Genomic DNA, 14,451 nt, shown 5'->3' with positions numbered 1-14,451 from the left:
CTTCATTCTTCCACCCGCACTTCGCGGAACATGCCCGTTTCCATGTGGTACAGCAGGTGACAGTGATAGGCCCAGCGGCCGAGTGCGTCGGCGGTGACGCGATAACTGCGGCGCGTGCCGGGCGGCATATCGATGGTGTGTTTGCGCACCTGGAAGTCGCCTTTTTCATCTTCCAGATCGCTCCACATGCCGTGCAGGTGAATCGGGTGGGTCATCATCGTGTCGTTGACCAGCACCAGGCGGATGCGCTCGCCGTATTTCAGGCGTAAAGGCTCGGCGTCGGAGAATTTGATGCCGTTGAACGACCAGGCGAATTTCTCCATGTGGCCGGTCAGGTGCAGTTCGACCGTGCGGCTCGGATCGCGGCCATCCGGGTCTTCGAAGGTGCTGCGCAGGTCGGCGTAGGTGAGCACGCGACGGCCGTTGTTGCGCAGACCGAGGCCGGGATCGTCGAGTTTTGGCGCGGTGGTCATGGCTTGCATGTCCACCAGAGGATTGTCTTTTTCGCTGTCGGGATGGGATTGCATCGGGCCCATCGTCGAGTGATCCATGGCGCTCATGTCCATCGAACCGTGATCCATGCCGCCCATGCCCATATCGTCCATGGTCACCAGTGGGCGCGGGTCCAGACCCGGTACGGGCGCAGATAACCCGGCGCGAGGGGCGAGGGTGCCACGGGCATAACCGGTTCGATCCATGGCCTGGGCAAACAGGGTGTACGCCTCGGCATCCGGCTCGACGATGACGTCGTAAGTCTCGGCCACGGCGATGCGCAGTTCATCGACGCTGATCGGTTTGACGTGCAAGCCATCCGCCGCGACCACGGTCATTTTCAGTCCGGGAATGCGCACATCGAAGTAGGTCATCGCCGAGCCGTTGATCAGGCGCAGACGCAGTTTTTCACCGGGACGAAACAGGCCGGTCCAGTTGTCGTCCGGCGCGTGGCCATTCATGAGAAAGGTGTAGGTGGCGCCACTGACGTCGGCAATGTCGGTGGGATTCATGTTCATTTCTGCCCACATCTTGCGATCGGCAACGGTGGCGCCCCAGCCTTTCTCGCTGACATCGTTGATGAAATCGCCGACGGTGCGTTTGTCGAAGTTGTAGTAGTCGGACTGTTTTTTCAGGGTCTTGATCAGGCTGGTCGGGTCTTCGTCGCTCCAGTCGCTGAGCATCACCACGAACTCGCGGTCGTACTGGAACGGCTCCGGTTCCTTGGCGTCGATCACCAGCGGGCCGTAAACGCCGGCCTGTTCCTGCAACCCGGAATGGCTGTGATACCAGTAGGTGCCGTTCTGCCGCACCATGAATTGATAGACGTACACGCCACCCGGTTCGATGCCGTGAAAACTCAGGCCGGGTACGCCGTCCATGTTCGCCGGCAGCAGAATCCCGTGCCAGTGAATCGAGGTGCTGGCGCTGAGCCGGTTGCGCACCCGCAGCGTCACCGTGTCGCCTTCGCGCCAGCGCAGCAGCGGGCCGGGCAGGCTGCCGTTGATGGTCATCGCCGTGCGTGGGTTGCCGGTGAAGTTGACCGGGGTTTCGCCGATGAACAGTTCGAAGTCGCTGCCGCTCAGTTCATGCAATTGACCGGGCGCATTCAGCGCCCAGACCGGCGTGCGCCACAGGCCGAGGCCACCGAGCAGGCTGCCGGCGGCGAGGCCTTTGACGAAGGTACGTCGTGATGGGTTGGAAGGCATGCGCTGGAAATCCCCGTTTGACTCATGACGGGAAGGCTAACCAGCGCCGGCTTTCAGTTGGCTGAGGCGGGGATTACAGTTTTGACAGGTTTAACGCGGCAAACGTCCCGAGATCCATGCACATTCCACCCTCGGACTTCCAGTTGGAAGTGCTCGCTTTGGCTTTGTGTAACAGCGGTAGCCATTCGTGCAGCGCTCCCAGGTTGTTTTTGAAACCTGGAATATGACTGGCGCTCACATACTGCATGAACTCGGGTTGGCCGGCAGCCGAGTAAAAGACGGGTTCATTGGCACCGTCCTCTTCAGCAAAACAGAACTGCTCCCCATCGTGATGGAAGCTGATGAAGTGTGCATTCTGCGGGATATCGCTCCAGCTCTCCCAGCCAAATGCTGGTTGCCCCAGTTCCTTCGACTTTTGCGCCAGAGCCTTTTTGCCTTTGGTGGACATATCGTGAATGTCGACAGTGACAAACCAGCGTTCTGAGCCGAAAGCTTCAGGGTTTTTAATTGCCGCCGCGATCAGCGAGTCAGGCTGGGTGTCTTGCACCTGCCGGAATTTTTGCCGAGCTGCCCAAGCCGCTTCGACACGTTTGAAGTAGTCACTGCCGACATCGATGGTCCGCGCCTCAGACCAGCGTTCACTGAACCAGCGCTTGGCGTCCTGTAACGCCACTGTATCGTCTGTGAGGATGCCGAGTTCAATCCAGTGATTGGCTGCCTGACCCTCAATGCCCAAGCCATTGGCTGACGCATTGGCGCTCCCTGCGATCAATTCGTTTTCGCCAATATAAGCCTTGGCATGGAGTCGGGGGAGGCTGCGAACTTTCTCTGGATGCAGTTGGAGCAGATGTCTTACCACTGCGGGGTTGGTTGCCCCCGCGGACAGATCAAGCAGAATACGGACGTCCCCCTGGCGTTGATCAAGACCCAGTTCCGAAATGGCGCCTTCGCCCCAAAAGGCTACGGCAATATCCAGTGAACCTTTGACTTCGCGCGCCCATTGAGCGAGTTGTTGCTGGTTTTGAATCAATCGTGTCATCAGTACAACTCTGAGAGGGTTAAAAGAAATTCTGCCGGAGTTGTTGACCCTAGAGGCCAAGCCCTTCCTGCACTACCTGCAACAAGTTGTTCTCGGTCAGCGCAATCGCATCCAGCTCCTGACCGGTTTCGACGGTTTGCAACCACCAGTGGCTCTCATGGTGTTCATCAACGGTGCGCAGCAGATAGGTGTTCCTGTCTTCCAGGGTGATCTGCACCCGGCCGGCGCCATCCTCGGTAAACCGTGCGATGGGATCAAATGTCAGGCTTCGATCATTGGCTTCGATCACCAGTTGGTCGATGGCGTAATCGTGAGGCTCACCATCGGGTGAGGTTTCGCAAACGTGGGTCGGATTGCGGCGAATCTTCAGGCCGACTTCGGTGACCGGCTGCAACCACGCCTCGATGCGGTGGTACAGGTCGTACACCTGCGCCGGCCAGCAATCGATCTCCAGCGCGGCATCCGCGTGGGTGTGCCGGGTTTGCTTGAGTTTGGCGGCGAGTTCGTCTGCTTTACTCATTTCGAATCCCTTGGTTTGATGTCTGCCTGTTAATCGTAGACCTTTCAACTGTGTACGGCGTTGCCTTGCGTCATGCGCTTGCAACACAAGCGTGTCGAAATCAGCGCTGGCCAAGTCGGGTCAGGATTGAAAACCACGGACGCAGGCGTCCCAAGGAGCGGGTAGATGAAAAAGCTGTTTACAATTTTGGCAGTGATTGCGCTGACGGCCGGTAGCATCGGTTTGAGTTCGGCGCGCCAATCGCAGTCGAGCAAGGCCCAGGCGGAATCGGTGGCGGGGGTGTTCGATTACTACCTGCTGGCGTTGTCCTGGTCGCCGACCTTTTGTCTGACCCACAAGGACGACTCGCAGTGCACGGGCAAGGGCTACGGCTTCGTGCTGCACGGTTTGTGGCCGCAATACGCCAAGGGCGGCTGGCCGGAATCCTGCCCACCGCTGACCACGCTGAACGCGGCGCAAACCAGCCAGGGCCTGACGCTGTTCCCGACGAAAAAACTGCTCGACCACGAATGGGCCAAGCACGGCACCTGCAGCGGCCTCGGCGCGATGGGCTATCTGGATGAAGCGGACAAAGCCGTGGCGGCGGTGAAAATCCCCGATGAACTGCAACCGTTCAGCAGTTCCTATTACTTCGAAGCCCAGGAAATCGCCGACCTGTTCCGCAAGGCCAACCCGGGCATTCCGGCGGATGGCATCGCTGTCATTTGCAGTGGCCCGGAGTTGTCGGAAGTACGCGTGTGCATGGGCAAGGATCTGCAGTTCGGCGCCTGTGGCAAGGGTGTGAAAACCCAGTGCCGCGCGGGGGATATCCGGGTGCCGCCGTCGCGTTGATCTGACTCGAGGTCGAAAGGACCACACTGACTCTGTGGCGAGGGAGCAAGCTCTCTCGCCACAGGGGTTTCGACAAGCCTGAGCTATCAGGCAAATCCAGCGGCATCCACCCCCAACTCCCCACGCAAAAACTCCACCAGACCGCGCTGTAACCCGCTTAACACACCCTCACGACTGACCAACGCCAATTCCGTCGGCGCCAGTTCCGGCAGATCCGTACACACCAGATGCTCAGGCAACACCGCCGACATCGGCAGCACCGACACTCCCAACCCTGAGGCCACCGCTGCTTGAATCCCGGTCAGGCTGTGGCTGCCGAACGCGACCCGCCAGGGGCGCTGGGCAACATCGAGCAAACGAATGGCGCGCTGCCGATACAGACAGCCTTGCGGAAACAACGCCAACGGCAACACGCCAGTGGACGAATCAAACTCCGCACCTTTGACCCACACCAGTCGTTCCGGCCAGGTCGCCCACGCGGGGCCGCTGTCGGGTTCGCGTTTGATCAGAGCGATGTCGATGTCGCCGGCATCGAGGCGTTGGCGCAGATCGAGGCTCATGCCGCTGAGGGTTTCCAGCCGTGCTTGCGGATGGCTGCGGGTGAAGCCAGCAAGGATCAGCGCCATGCGCCGCGCGTCGAAGTCTTCCGGCATGCCGATACGGAGGATTTCCAGGTCGAGGTCACTGGCCAGCGCTTCAGTGGCTTCTGCCGAAAGCGCCAGCAAACGCCGCGCATAGTGGATCAGCAGTTCGCCGTGTTCGGTGACGGCGACATTCAGCCCGGTACGGTCGCGCAGCAGCAAAGCGTGGCCGACCAGCTCTTCGAGTTTGCGCACCTGCTGGCTGACCGTCGACTGGGTGCGGTGCACGCGATCGGCGGCGCGGGTGAAGCTGCCTTCGTCGACCACGCAGACAAATGTTTTCAGCAGTTCCAGATCCAGCATGGCGGTGCTCTCGATAGTGGTTATTCAACTGACGATTGGCTATTTATTTAATTTCACACTATCACCGGGCGCTCATAAGCTGAAGTCCTTACCCCGGAGGACTCGACCAATGACACTGACTCACACACCACGCCCGCAATGGCTGACCTTCGATTGCTACGGCACGTTGATTCAATGGGACGAAGGCCTCAAAGCCGTCGTCGGGGAAATTCTCAGCGAGAAGGGCGAGCATCAGATCGATGTCGGGCAGCTGATCGACGTCTATGACCGCCACGAACATCGCCTCGAACAGACCCCGCCGCACCGTTCGTTCCGCGAGCTAAGCACCCTCGGCCTGCAATTGGCCCTGGAAGAATTGGGCCTGCCCAGCCTGCCCGAAGACAGCCAGCGTCTGGCCGCCGCCATCCCGAAAATGCCGCCGTTTGCCGAGGTGATCGAGACCCTGGGTGAATTGAAAAACATGGGTTTCAAACTGTGCATCGTCTCCAACACCGACGACGACATCATTGCCGGCAACGTCGCGCAACTCGGTGGTTACATCGACCGGGTGATCACCGCACAGCAGGCCGGCGCCTACAAACCGGCGCCACGGCTGTTCGACTACGCTCATGAGCAGTTGGGCGTCAGCCGCGCAGAAGTGGTGCATATCTGTGCCAGCCCGATGCTCGACCACACGGCCGCGCGGGACATGGGCTTTCGCTGTGTGTGGATCGATCGCGGCACCGGTCGCCAGTTGCTGCCGGACTATCGCCCCGACGCGATCCTCAACAGCCTCGATCAAGTGCTGCCGCTGTTCAAATCCCTCGGTTGGTAATCACGGAGAATCGTCATGGCTCACACCCTGACTGCCAGTGCTCGGGCATCACGTCCGACAGCGCTGAACCTCGACACGGAAGCGATCATCACCGCCCGCAACGAACTCGCAGCGTGCTTTCAACTGGCCGCGCTGCACGGCCTGGAGGAGGGCATCTGCAATCACTTTTCGGCGATGCTACCGGGGCATGATGATCTGTTTCTGGTCAATCCCTACGGTTATGCCTTTGCCGAAATCACCGCGCAGAACCTGCTGGTCTGTGACTTCGAGGGCAACGTGGTGGCGGGCGAAGGCCAGCCGGAAGCCACGGCGTTCTACATTCACGCGCGTCTGCATAAGCAACTGCCCCGGGTGAAAGTCGCGTTTCACACGCACATGCCCCACGCCACGGCGTTGTGTCTGCTGCAAGGTCCGCCGCTGTTGTGGTTGGGGCAGACCGCGCTGAAGTTCTATGGGCGCACGGCGGTGGACGAGGATTACAACGGCCTGGCGCTGGACGAATCCGAAGGTGACCGGATTGCCAAAGTCATGGGCGACGCCGACATTCTGTTCCTGAAAAACCACGGCGTGATCGTCGCCGCCCCGACCATCGCCGAAGCCTGGGATGACCTCTATTACCTGGAGCGCGCCGCCCAGGTGCAACTGCTGGCGATGGCCACGCAACGGGAACTGAAGCCTGTGCCTCATGCCATTGCGCAACGGGCCTGTGAGCAGATGCGCGAGGGCGATGCGCAAAGTGCGCGGGCGCATCTGCACAGTGCGATACGGCGCCTGGCCCTTCACAACTGACTAACCCTAAAGAGGCAATCGAAAATAAATCGACGAACAGCGATCATCCTATCTCGCTGCGCGCCGATATAACTGGGCGGGACCAGGGCGTTTGCCCCGTACATCCCGGTGGGCTACGCTCACAAACATAAGGGTTTACCCGCTGGCGCCCTTGTCGTACCTGCCCAGGACTTGCTTTTGCCTATCCCCATTCACGACCCGCATCAGGCCCCCGGAGGCACTCTTAAACGCCTGCCGCTGCGCAAAGCGGCGGTGCTGTTTATCGTTGCGGTGGGGTTGTGCCTGTCCGGTTTGCTGTACCTGCAACTGGAGCAGTCGCGAAGGCAGGATCTGGCAGTGGCGAAAATAGCCTCAAGCAATCTGACCCGGGCCATGGCGCAGCAGGCCGAGGACACGTTCCTCGCCGCCGATCTGGTGATGACCAGCCTGGTCGACTGGATTCAGGACGACGGTTACGGCGCCGCGCAGAAGCCACGCTTGCAGAGAACCTTTGCCCGGCGCGTGCAGCAACTCGATCAGTTGCACGGTATTTTTCTCTTCGACACGCAGGGTCAGTGGATGATTACTTCGTTTGCCGATCTGCCCCGTGGCAATGGCGTGGCGGACCGCGAGTACTTCAAGTTTCACCAGCAGAACGTCTCGACGCTGGCGCACATCGGACCGGCGATTCGCAGTCGCGAGAACGGTGAGTGGATCATCCCGATTTCGAAACGCATCAATGATCATGCGGGCAATTTCCAGGGCGTGCTGCTGGCCGGGATCAAGATGTCGTACTTCGACCGCTTTTTCGAAAGCTTCAGCCTCGATGACCAAGGCATCATGTTCCTTGGCCTGAGCGACGGCACCTTGCTCGCCCGCCGACCGTTTGATGAAAAGCTGATCGGCACGTCGCTGGCGCAAGGGCGGATTTATCGTACGTTGCTGCCCGAGGCCGCTGCCGGCACGGCGATGATCGATTCGGTGGTCGATGGCGTGGTGCGTCTGTACGGTTATCGACGCCTTTCGGCGTATCCATTGGTGGTGTCGGCGGCGACGTCGCGCGATACGATTCTCGAGGGTTGGTACGCACGTGCATTCCAGTCGAGTGTGATTGTCGCGCTGGTGATTCTCGGTATCGGCCTGTTTGGCTGGGTGTTCATTCATCAGGTGCGCGATGGCGAGCGCATCGAGAAAAACTTGCGCAAGGCCCAGCGCACGCTGGAGCAGATCGCGACCCACGACAGCCTGACCGGGCTGGCCAATCGACGTTTGTTCGAGCGTTCGCTGGAGGTTGAATTCGCCCGTGGCGCGCGGCAGGTCAGTCCGGTCAGCCTGATCATGCTCGATATCGATTTCTTCAAGCGCTACAACGATGCCTATGGTCATGTCGCCGGGGATCACTGTCTGACTCAGGTCGCACAGGTACTGCAGACGTGCTGCCAGCGCAAGTCTGATTTGGCGGTACGTTATGGTGGCGAGGAGTTTGCGGTGCTGTTGCCGGACACCGACATCAACGGCGCACTGGCGATTGCCGGGCAGATCCGCCGTAGCGTGATCGACAAGCACATCATCCACAGCGGCTCGCCGACCGGTTACCTGACGGTGAGTCTGGGCTGTTATTCGTTTATCCCGAGTGGCAATGACAGCCCGGAAGTGTTTATCCAGCGCGCCGATGCGGCGCTGTATCAGGCAAAAAATGCCGGGCGCAATCGCGCGGCGGTGTTGTCACTGGATAGCGGTTTGGCCGAGTTGATGCGCTCTGATCGCTAACCCAAACGCTGACACAAAACCTGTGGGAGCGAGCCTGCTCGCGAAGAGGTCGTGTCAGGCGAATAAAGGTTATCTGACACAACGCCTTCGCGAGCAGGCTCGCTCCCACAAGGGACCTTGTCTAATCGGGATGGCTCTTGTTCGTTCAGCCGCCCGTGCCACCGCCCGCACCGCCAGTGCCGCCGCCGGCCGATCCGGTACCGCCGCCAGCCCCCGAGCCGGAACCACTGGCGCCACCATTGGTGCCGGTCCCGGATCCCATACCCGAAGAACCGCTACCACCCGAAGGCGCGCCCGGGGTGTTGTCTGGCGGCGTGGTGGTGCTGGTCGGGCCACCGGATTTGGTGCCGGTGGCGTCAGCGCCATCATTGGCAGCGAAGCTGGCGGCCGATGCCGTGGCCAACAGGCCGGCGAGCAGTAACGAGGTGAGTTTGCGCGTGATCATGATCCGTCTCCACAAAGGGTCTGTACCTGATATTGGTCTGACGCACAGAACCCTTGGTGCCCAGTGGCTGACGAGCGGTCAGCGGGGAAACCGAGTGGCCTCCTGATCTTCTGGAATATTGGCTATTTGCCGAACCGGGTGCGAGGACTAACGTAGCCACACCTTCACTTGCTGCCCGGAGCCACCATGCAACCTCGTACCGATTTCTACACCGCCTCCCCAGACGCACTGAAAGCGATGATCGCGCTGGAAACCGCCGTTTCCAAACTGCCGCTGGAAAAAAACCTGATCGAACTGGTCAAGCTGCGCGCCTCGCAAATCAACGGCTGCGCCTTTTGCATCGACATGCACACCACCGATGCGATCAAGGGCGGTGAAACCCCGCGTCGCTTGTTCGCGGTCACCGCTTGGCGTGAAGCGCCGTTCTTCAGCGACCGCGAACGCGCCGCGCTGCTGTGGACCGAATCGCTGACGCAACTGAGCCTGACCCATGCCCCGGACGAAGATTACGACGTGGTTGCGGCGCAGTTCACGCCGAAAGAAATGGTCGACCTGACCGTGGCGATCAACACCATCAACAGCTGGAACCGTCTGGCCGTCGGTTTCCGCAAAACCCCACAGGCTTAAGCCTCAACGCTTAACCCCTGTGGGAGCGAGCCTGCTCGCGAAAGCGGAGTGTCCGATAACAACCATGGTGACTGACACGACGCCTTCGCGAGCAGGCTCGCTCCCACAAGGGAAATGGGTATGGCCAGAAAATAGTGATCAATGCCCATCCGCACTCGGCGCCGCCGGTGGTTGCACCTTGCGCATCAAGGGCACCATCGCGGTGGCGATGACGAAGCACACGCCGATCATCAAAAAGGTGTCGCCGTAGGTCTGCGTCTGCGCCTCGCGGTAGGTCAGCAGCCACAACTGGCGCAGGCTGGCAGTGACGCCGACGTCGCCGCTCTGGCCCAGATTCGCCAGGTTGCCGCCGACCTGCGCCAGCCACTGATTCATCGCTTCATTGCGGCTGTTCAGATGCTCGGCCAGCCGCGTGAAATGCAGATTGGTGCGGTCATTGAGAATGGTCGCGCAGGCCGCAATACCAATCGCACCGCCCAGATTACGCATCAGGTTGAACAGGCCGGAAGCATGCTTGAGACGTGCCGGTGCCAATCCGCCCAAGGTCAGCGTCACCGCTGGCGGCACCGCCAGTTGCTGGGCAATCCCGCGCAAGGCTTGCGGCAGCATCAACTCGCCGGCACCCCAGTCGTGGGTGATCGGGCTGAACTCCCACATCGACACCGCGAACAAACCCAGACCGATCATCATGATCCAGCGCAGGTCCATGCGATTGGCCAGAAAGGCATACAGCGGAATCGCCATGATCTGGAACACGCCGGTGGAGAAAACCGCCAGACCAATGTCCAGCGCGCTGTAGCCGCGCACGCGGCCGAGGAACAGCGGCGTCAGGTAAATCGTCGCAAACAGGCCGATGCCGGTGACGAACGAGAAGAAGCAGCCGAGGGCGAAATTGCGATCCTTCAAAGCGCGCAGATCGACGATCGGATTGGCCACGTGCAAGGTGCGGCCAATGAACGCCAATCCGGCGAGGCCACTGATCCACGCCGTGGTCAGAATGGTCTGGTCGCTGAACCAGTTCCAGCGCGGGCCTTCTTCGAGGGTGTATTCCAGGCAGCCGAGAAACAGCGCGAGAAACACCATGCTCAGATAGTCCGCGCCCTTGAGCAGAGACAATTCCGGCTGGTCGATTTTCACCAGCATCGGCACCGCCACGGCGACGAAAATTCCTGGCACCAGGTTGATGTAGAACAGCCAGTGCCACGAGGAAATATCGGTGATCCAGCCGCCGATTACCGGCCCCAATGTCGGTGCCAATGACGCGACCGCGCCGATGGTCGCGGCGGCGATTACCCGTTGTTTGCCGGTGAAGAAAAAGAACGCCGTGGTGAACACCAGCGGGATCATCGAACCACCGAGAAAACCTTGCAGCGCCCGAAAGGCGATCATGCTCTGGATGTTCCAGGCCACGCCGCAGAGCAGGCTGGCGAGGGTGAAACCGACCGCCGAAGCGCAGAACAACCAACGCGTCGAGAACACCCGTGACAGCCAGCCCGACAACGGAATCACGATGATTTCGGCGATCAGGTAACTGGTCTGCACCCACGCGGTTTCGTCGGTGCCGGCGGACAGTCCACCGCCGATATCACGCAGCGACGCCGAAACAATCTGGATATCCAGCAGCGCGATGAACATGCCGATGCACATGGTCGCGAAGGCGAACACTTTGGTCGCGGTCGCCATATCGGCGGCGTTGAACGGCTGCGCCGGGGCGGCGAGGGCGGAGCTCATGGCGCGACGGCCACGGCAGTGGTTTCCGGTTGCGCGCGGGTGTCGACTTCCGCCGTCACCGACAGCCCCGGACGCAAGTGACCGAGCACGCCGTCGGCCGGGTCGAGGAGGATCCGTACTGGTACGCGCTGGACGATTTTGGTGAAGTTGCCGGTGGCGTTTTCCGGAGGCAGCACGCTGAACTGCGACCCGGTGGCTGGCGCAAGGCTGTCGAGGCGGCCGTGGAATTCCTGACCGGAAAGGACGTCGGCGCGGATGCTCACACGTTGCCCGGGTTTCATCCGCGCCAGTTGGTCTTCCTTGAAGTTGGCATCGACCCACAAACCGCTGGCCGGCACCACTGACAGTTGTTGTGAACCGGCCTGGGCATAGGCGCCGACCCGCGCGCGGCGATTGCCGACCACCCCATCGACCGGCGCGCGCAGTTCGGTGTAGCCGAGGTTCAACTGCGCCAGATCACGTTCGGCGCGGGCTTGCTGGAGGGCGGCGCGGGCCTGTTGTTTCTGGGTGTCGATCACCGCCAGTTGGCGTTGCGCGGCGAGCAGTTCGGCCTGGGCGCGGGCGCTCAGGGCTTGTGCGGTTTTGAAGGTGGCGTCGGCGCGTTGCGCGCTTTCTACCGACACGGCATTGGTGGTGACCAGGCGCTTGTAGCGCGCATTGTCATCCCGCGAGCGCGCGGTTTCCGCTCCGGCGGCATCGATGCCGGCGCGAGCCTGACCGATCACCGCTTGCTGCAGTTGTTCGGTGGCGTCGAGGTTGGCCAGCAACGCTTCTTCGGCAGCGACGGCGCCTTCAGCCTTGGCCAGATTGGCGCGATAGTCGCGAGCGTCGAGGCGGATCAGCACGTCGCCGGCCTTCACGTGCTGGTTGTCGCTGACCAGCACTTCGTCGATGTAACCAGCGACTTTCGGCCCGATCACCGTGACGTCGCCACCAATATAAGCATCGTCGGTCTCTTCGAGAAAACGCCCGGCGCCCCACCAATGTACGGAGTAGACCCCGGCGAAGATCAGCGCGAGCAATCCGGCGCCGGGAAGCAGCAAGCGTTTAAGCAGCGGCGGCTTGGTCTTCACCACAACAGGTTCGAGGGTGGGCATGCTGGTCATGGCGGATTACCTGAGTCAACGGGGCGTTATTACGGCGGTAATATGACGTAGGTAATATTTAGTCGCAAATGATTTCTGGTGCCGATCGTCAGTTGCTTGATTGAACGAGGACGGCTCGTGCTGGGCTCGGGTTTTGGAGCGTGGGGCACCAAGCATCTATCAACGGCAGAAATCAAGGTTTGCCTGACCCCCGTCAGGGCGGACTGACGCTCGTCGAAGGCTCTCAGGCCCTCGGGGAAACCCTGATAGCGTGCAGCGCCGTGGCCTTGCTGCTGACAATAAAGCCAGGCAAAGCAATTGTTTAAGAAATGTAAGCGCTGTAGGAAGCGTCTTGCATTTGTGTAGGAGGGCTCCGACTATCACGGTTATTGATGACATGGCATTACGCCATTTGATGATCGCAAGGATGTTGCGTGCCGTTTCCGTTTCGCGCTGTTTTTCGCCGTCGTTCCGCGCTTTGCCCGCTGCTGTCGGCCTTTGTGTTGAGTGTGTGTGCCTCCTCGATTGAAGCGGCCGAACCTGCCGCGCCGGGTCAGGAAGTGTTGCGCCAGCAACAACAGCAACAGCGCGATCTGCAACAACTGCAACTTGAGCAAAGAAAACGGCAATTGGAGCGCGGTGCATTCGGTCCGACGCCGATCACTCCGGCCATCCCGCAAACCGTCACCCCCGATGATCGTTGCTGGCCGTTGAGCGGCACGCGCATTGGCGGCGTCACGCTGGTCGACAGCGACAAGCTCAACGCCCGGATCAAACCGCTGCTGGCACCGTGCATGGGCGTCGGCCAGATCAATCATCTGTTGGCGACCATCACCGCGATCTACGTCGACAAGGGCTACATCGCCAGCCGCCCGTATCTGCTCAGCGCTCCGGCCGCCGGGCAGTCGCTGGATATCCGCGTTGACGAAGGTTACATCGAGTCCATCGAACTGGCTGATCAAAGTCTGCCGGTTTCGTTGGGCGGCGCGTTCCCGGGAATGCTCGGCGAGCCGCTGAACCTGCGCGATCTGGAGCAGGGCCTCGATCAGTTGAATCGCCTGCGTTCGATCGATCTCACCGCTGATATCGCCCCCGGCAGCCAGCCCGGCGCCTCGCGAATCATCCTGCGCTCGCGCAGCGCTGCGCCGTCACGCTGGGCCCTGAATGCCGGGGTCGACAACCTCGGCAGCGCCAGCACCGGACGTGATCGCGACACGATCAGCCTGAGCCTCGACAGCCCGCTGCAACTCAACGACCTGCTGAGCCTCAGCGCCAGCGACACGCTCAATCAGGGCGACCGCTACAGCCGCAATGCCAGCCTGTATTACGCGATCCCCTACGGCTACTGGACCTACAGCGTGTTCGCCAGCCACGCCGAATATCGCGCGCCGTTCAAATTGCCGAGCGTGACCTTTCACAGCACCGGCATTACCGATCAGGTCAGCCTGCGCGCCGACCGCGTGTTGTGGCGCGATCAGAGCCGTCAGCTCAGCGCCAACCTGCAACTGGCGCACAAGGATGTCGACAGCTATCTGCAAGATGTTCGCCTCGGCATTCAAAGCCCGACCCTGACCGTGGCCGAAGCCGGACTCAATCTGTTCTGGCTCGACCGCGCGGTATGGAACCTCGACGTCAATTACGCCCAGGGTCTGCGCTGGTTTGGCGCCGACGACGACTCGCAGCATCAGATCAACAATCTGCCCAAGGCGCAGTTCCGCAAGTACCGCGCCGGCCTCAGCCAATGGCGCAACGGTCAGTTCGGCGCGCAGGCCTGGCAGTGGCAGAGCCAGCTCAATGTGCAGTACAGCCCGGATCCGCTGCCGGCCATCGAACAACTGCTCGGCACCGACGATTCGGCGGTGCGCGGCTACCGGGTCAGCAGTGCCTCCGGCGCCAGCGGCGCGATCTGGCGCAACACCTTGCGCCTGCCACTGCGCCGCGAATGGCCGGTGCAGATCACCCCGCGCGTGGGCCTCGACCACGGCTGGATCAAGGCTGATCACGGTGCTCAGGGCCAGCGCCTGAGTGGTGCCAGTGTCGGCCTGAATCTGGGCTGGAAGAATCTGCAAGTGGACGTCGATTACCAGCGCGCCCTCAACACCCCGAATGGTCTGCAGCACGAGCCTGAAACCTGGCTGATGCGCGTGGGCCTGCAAATCTGAACAACGCAGTGAACA

13 protein-coding genes are annotated in these 14,451 nt (G+C 61.0%); 6 read left to right on the top strand and 7 right to left on the bottom strand.

What is annotated here, in order from left to right; translation table 11 throughout:
• Positions 1-2 precede the first annotated feature (2 nt).
• The 3 genes from PspS49_RS19840 to PspS49_RS19830 all read right to left on the bottom strand — a co-directional run bounded on the left by PspS49_RS19840 (position 3) and on the right by PspS49_RS19830 (position 3,259).
• The gene (locus tag PspS49_RS19840) at positions 3-1,700 is read right to left on the bottom strand and encodes a copper resistance system multicopper oxidase (RefSeq protein ID WP_160041155.1); all 1,698 of its coding nucleotides are present in this window, start codon (positions 1,698-1,700) and stop codon (positions 3-5) included.
• A 73-nt stretch (positions 1,701-1,773) separates the two neighbouring features.
• Positions 1,774-2,739: a phospholipase D family protein gene (locus PspS49_RS19835; protein WP_160041153.1), complete on the bottom strand. Its 966-nt coding sequence runs from the start codon at positions 2,737-2,739 to the stop codon at positions 1,774-1,776.
• A 49-nt stretch (positions 2,740-2,788) separates the two neighbouring features.
• Positions 2,789-3,259 (bottom strand): hypothetical protein, encoded by a 471-nt coding sequence (locus PspS49_RS19830; RefSeq protein ID WP_095121097.1) that lies wholly within the window; start codon positions 3,257-3,259, stop codon positions 2,789-2,791.
• Between the two features lie 165 nt (positions 3,260-3,424).
• Between PspS49_RS19830 and PspS49_RS19825 the strand changes: the two genes are divergently transcribed.
• A complete protein-coding gene (locus PspS49_RS19825; protein WP_095121098.1) occupies positions 3,425-4,090 on the top strand; it encodes a ribonuclease T2 in 666 nt (221 codons plus the stop codon).
• A gap of 86 nt (positions 4,091-4,176) precedes the next feature.
• Here PspS49_RS19825 and PspS49_RS19820 read toward each other — a convergent pair whose 3' ends face one another.
• Positions 4,177-5,034, bottom strand: coding sequence for a LysR substrate-binding domain-containing protein (locus tag PspS49_RS19820; protein WP_127929106.1), 858 nt, complete (start codon positions 5,032-5,034; stop codon positions 4,177-4,179).
• 109 nt (positions 5,035-5,143) lie between these two features.
• Here PspS49_RS19820 and PspS49_RS19815 point away from each other — a divergent pair, with 109 nt between their 5' ends.
• The 3 genes from PspS49_RS19815 to PspS49_RS19805 all read left to right on the top strand — a co-directional run bounded on the left by PspS49_RS19815 (position 5,144) and on the right by PspS49_RS19805 (position 8,386).
• A complete protein-coding gene (locus PspS49_RS19815) occupies positions 5,144-5,848 on the top strand; it encodes a haloacid dehalogenase type II (protein ID WP_160041151.1) in 705 nt (234 codons plus the stop codon).
• Positions 5,849-5,863: 15 nt separating this feature from the next.
• Entirely contained in the window at positions 5,864-6,637 is a 774-nt protein-coding gene (locus PspS49_RS19810; protein ID WP_160041149.1) for an aldolase, read from the top strand.
• A gap of 177 nt (positions 6,638-6,814) precedes the next feature.
• A complete protein-coding gene (locus PspS49_RS19805; protein WP_160041147.1) occupies positions 6,815-8,386 on the top strand; it encodes a diguanylate cyclase in 1,572 nt (523 codons plus the stop codon).
• A 145-nt stretch (positions 8,387-8,531) separates the two neighbouring features.
• Here the strand turns inward: PspS49_RS19805 and PspS49_RS19800 are convergent, their stop codons facing one another.
• Positions 8,532-8,831, bottom strand: coding sequence for a hypothetical protein (locus PspS49_RS19800; protein ID WP_077573787.1), 300 nt, complete (start codon positions 8,829-8,831; stop codon positions 8,532-8,534).
• A 186-nt stretch (positions 8,832-9,017) separates the two neighbouring features.
• Here PspS49_RS19800 and PspS49_RS19795 point away from each other — a divergent pair, with 186 nt between their 5' ends.
• Positions 9,018-9,458, top strand: coding sequence for a carboxymuconolactone decarboxylase family protein (locus tag PspS49_RS19795; protein ID WP_127929102.1), 441 nt, complete (start codon positions 9,018-9,020; stop codon positions 9,456-9,458).
• Positions 9,459-9,596: 138 nt separating this feature from the next.
• Here the strand turns inward: PspS49_RS19795 and PspS49_RS19790 are convergent, their stop codons facing one another.
• The gene (locus PspS49_RS19790) at positions 9,597-11,189 is read right to left on the bottom strand and encodes a DHA2 family efflux MFS transporter permease subunit (protein WP_160041145.1); all 1,593 of its coding nucleotides are present in this window, start codon (positions 11,187-11,189) and stop codon (positions 9,597-9,599) included.
• A complete protein-coding gene (locus PspS49_RS19785) occupies positions 11,186-12,295 on the bottom strand; it encodes an HlyD family secretion protein (protein ID WP_150751200.1) in 1,110 nt (369 codons plus the stop codon). The genes PspS49_RS19790 and PspS49_RS19785 overlap by 4 nt, the downstream gene beginning before the upstream one ends.
• A gap of 413 nt (positions 12,296-12,708) precedes the next feature.
• Between PspS49_RS19785 and PspS49_RS19780 the strand changes: the two genes are divergently transcribed.
• Positions 12,709-14,436 (top strand): ShlB/FhaC/HecB family hemolysin secretion/activation protein, encoded by a 1,728-nt coding sequence (locus PspS49_RS19780; protein WP_160041143.1) that lies wholly within the window; start codon positions 12,709-12,711, stop codon positions 14,434-14,436.
• Positions 14,437-14,451 lie beyond the last annotated feature (15 nt).

It is taken from the genome of Pseudomonas sp. S49, assembly GCF_009866785.1.
In the GTDB taxonomy this organism is placed as follows: Bacteria; Pseudomonadota; Gammaproteobacteria; order Pseudomonadales; family Pseudomonadaceae; genus Aquipseudomonas.
Note: the sequence above shows the minus strand (reverse complement) of the source record. Positions and strands in the feature narration are given on the sequence as shown.

What these genes read in the sequence shown, in the direction of transcription:
- PspS49_RS19825 (WP_095121098.1), top strand. Translation starts at nt 3,425, where the DNA reads ATGAAAAAGCTGTTTACAATTTTGGCAGTGATTGCGCTGACGGCCGGT.
- PspS49_RS19810 (WP_160041149.1), top strand. Translation starts at nt 5,864, where the DNA reads ATGGCTCACACCCTGACTGCCAGTGCTCGGGCATCACGTCCGACAGCG.
- PspS49_RS19800 (WP_077573787.1), bottom strand. Translation starts at nt 8,831, where the DNA reads ATGATCACGCGCAAACTCACCTCGTTACTGCTCGCCGGCCTGTTGGCC.
- PspS49_RS19785 (WP_150751200.1), bottom strand. Translation starts at nt 12,295, where the DNA reads ATGACCAGCATGCCCACCCTCGAACCTGTTGTGGTGAAGACCAAGCCG.
- PspS49_RS19835 (WP_160041153.1), bottom strand. Translation starts at nt 2,739, where the DNA reads ATGACACGATTGATTCAAAACCAGCAACAACTCGCTCAATGGGCGCGC.
- PspS49_RS19795 (WP_127929102.1), top strand. Translation starts at nt 9,018, where the DNA reads ATGCAACCTCGTACCGATTTCTACACCGCCTCCCCAGACGCACTGAAA.
- PspS49_RS19820 (WP_127929106.1), bottom strand. Translation starts at nt 5,034, where the DNA reads ATGCTGGATCTGGAACTGCTGAAAACATTTGTCTGCGTGGTCGACGAA.
- PspS49_RS19790 (WP_160041145.1), bottom strand. Translation starts at nt 11,189, where the DNA reads ATGAGCTCCGCCCTCGCCGCCCCGGCGCAGCCGTTCAACGCCGCCGAT.
- PspS49_RS19840 (WP_160041155.1), bottom strand. Translation starts at nt 1,700, where the DNA reads ATGCCTTCCAACCCATCACGACGTACCTTCGTCAAAGGCCTCGCCGCC.
- PspS49_RS19815 (WP_160041151.1), top strand. Translation starts at nt 5,144, where the DNA reads ATGACACTGACTCACACACCACGCCCGCAATGGCTGACCTTCGATTGC.
- PspS49_RS19830 (WP_095121097.1), bottom strand. Translation starts at nt 3,259, where the DNA reads ATGAGTAAAGCAGACGAACTCGCCGCCAAACTCAAGCAAACCCGGCAC.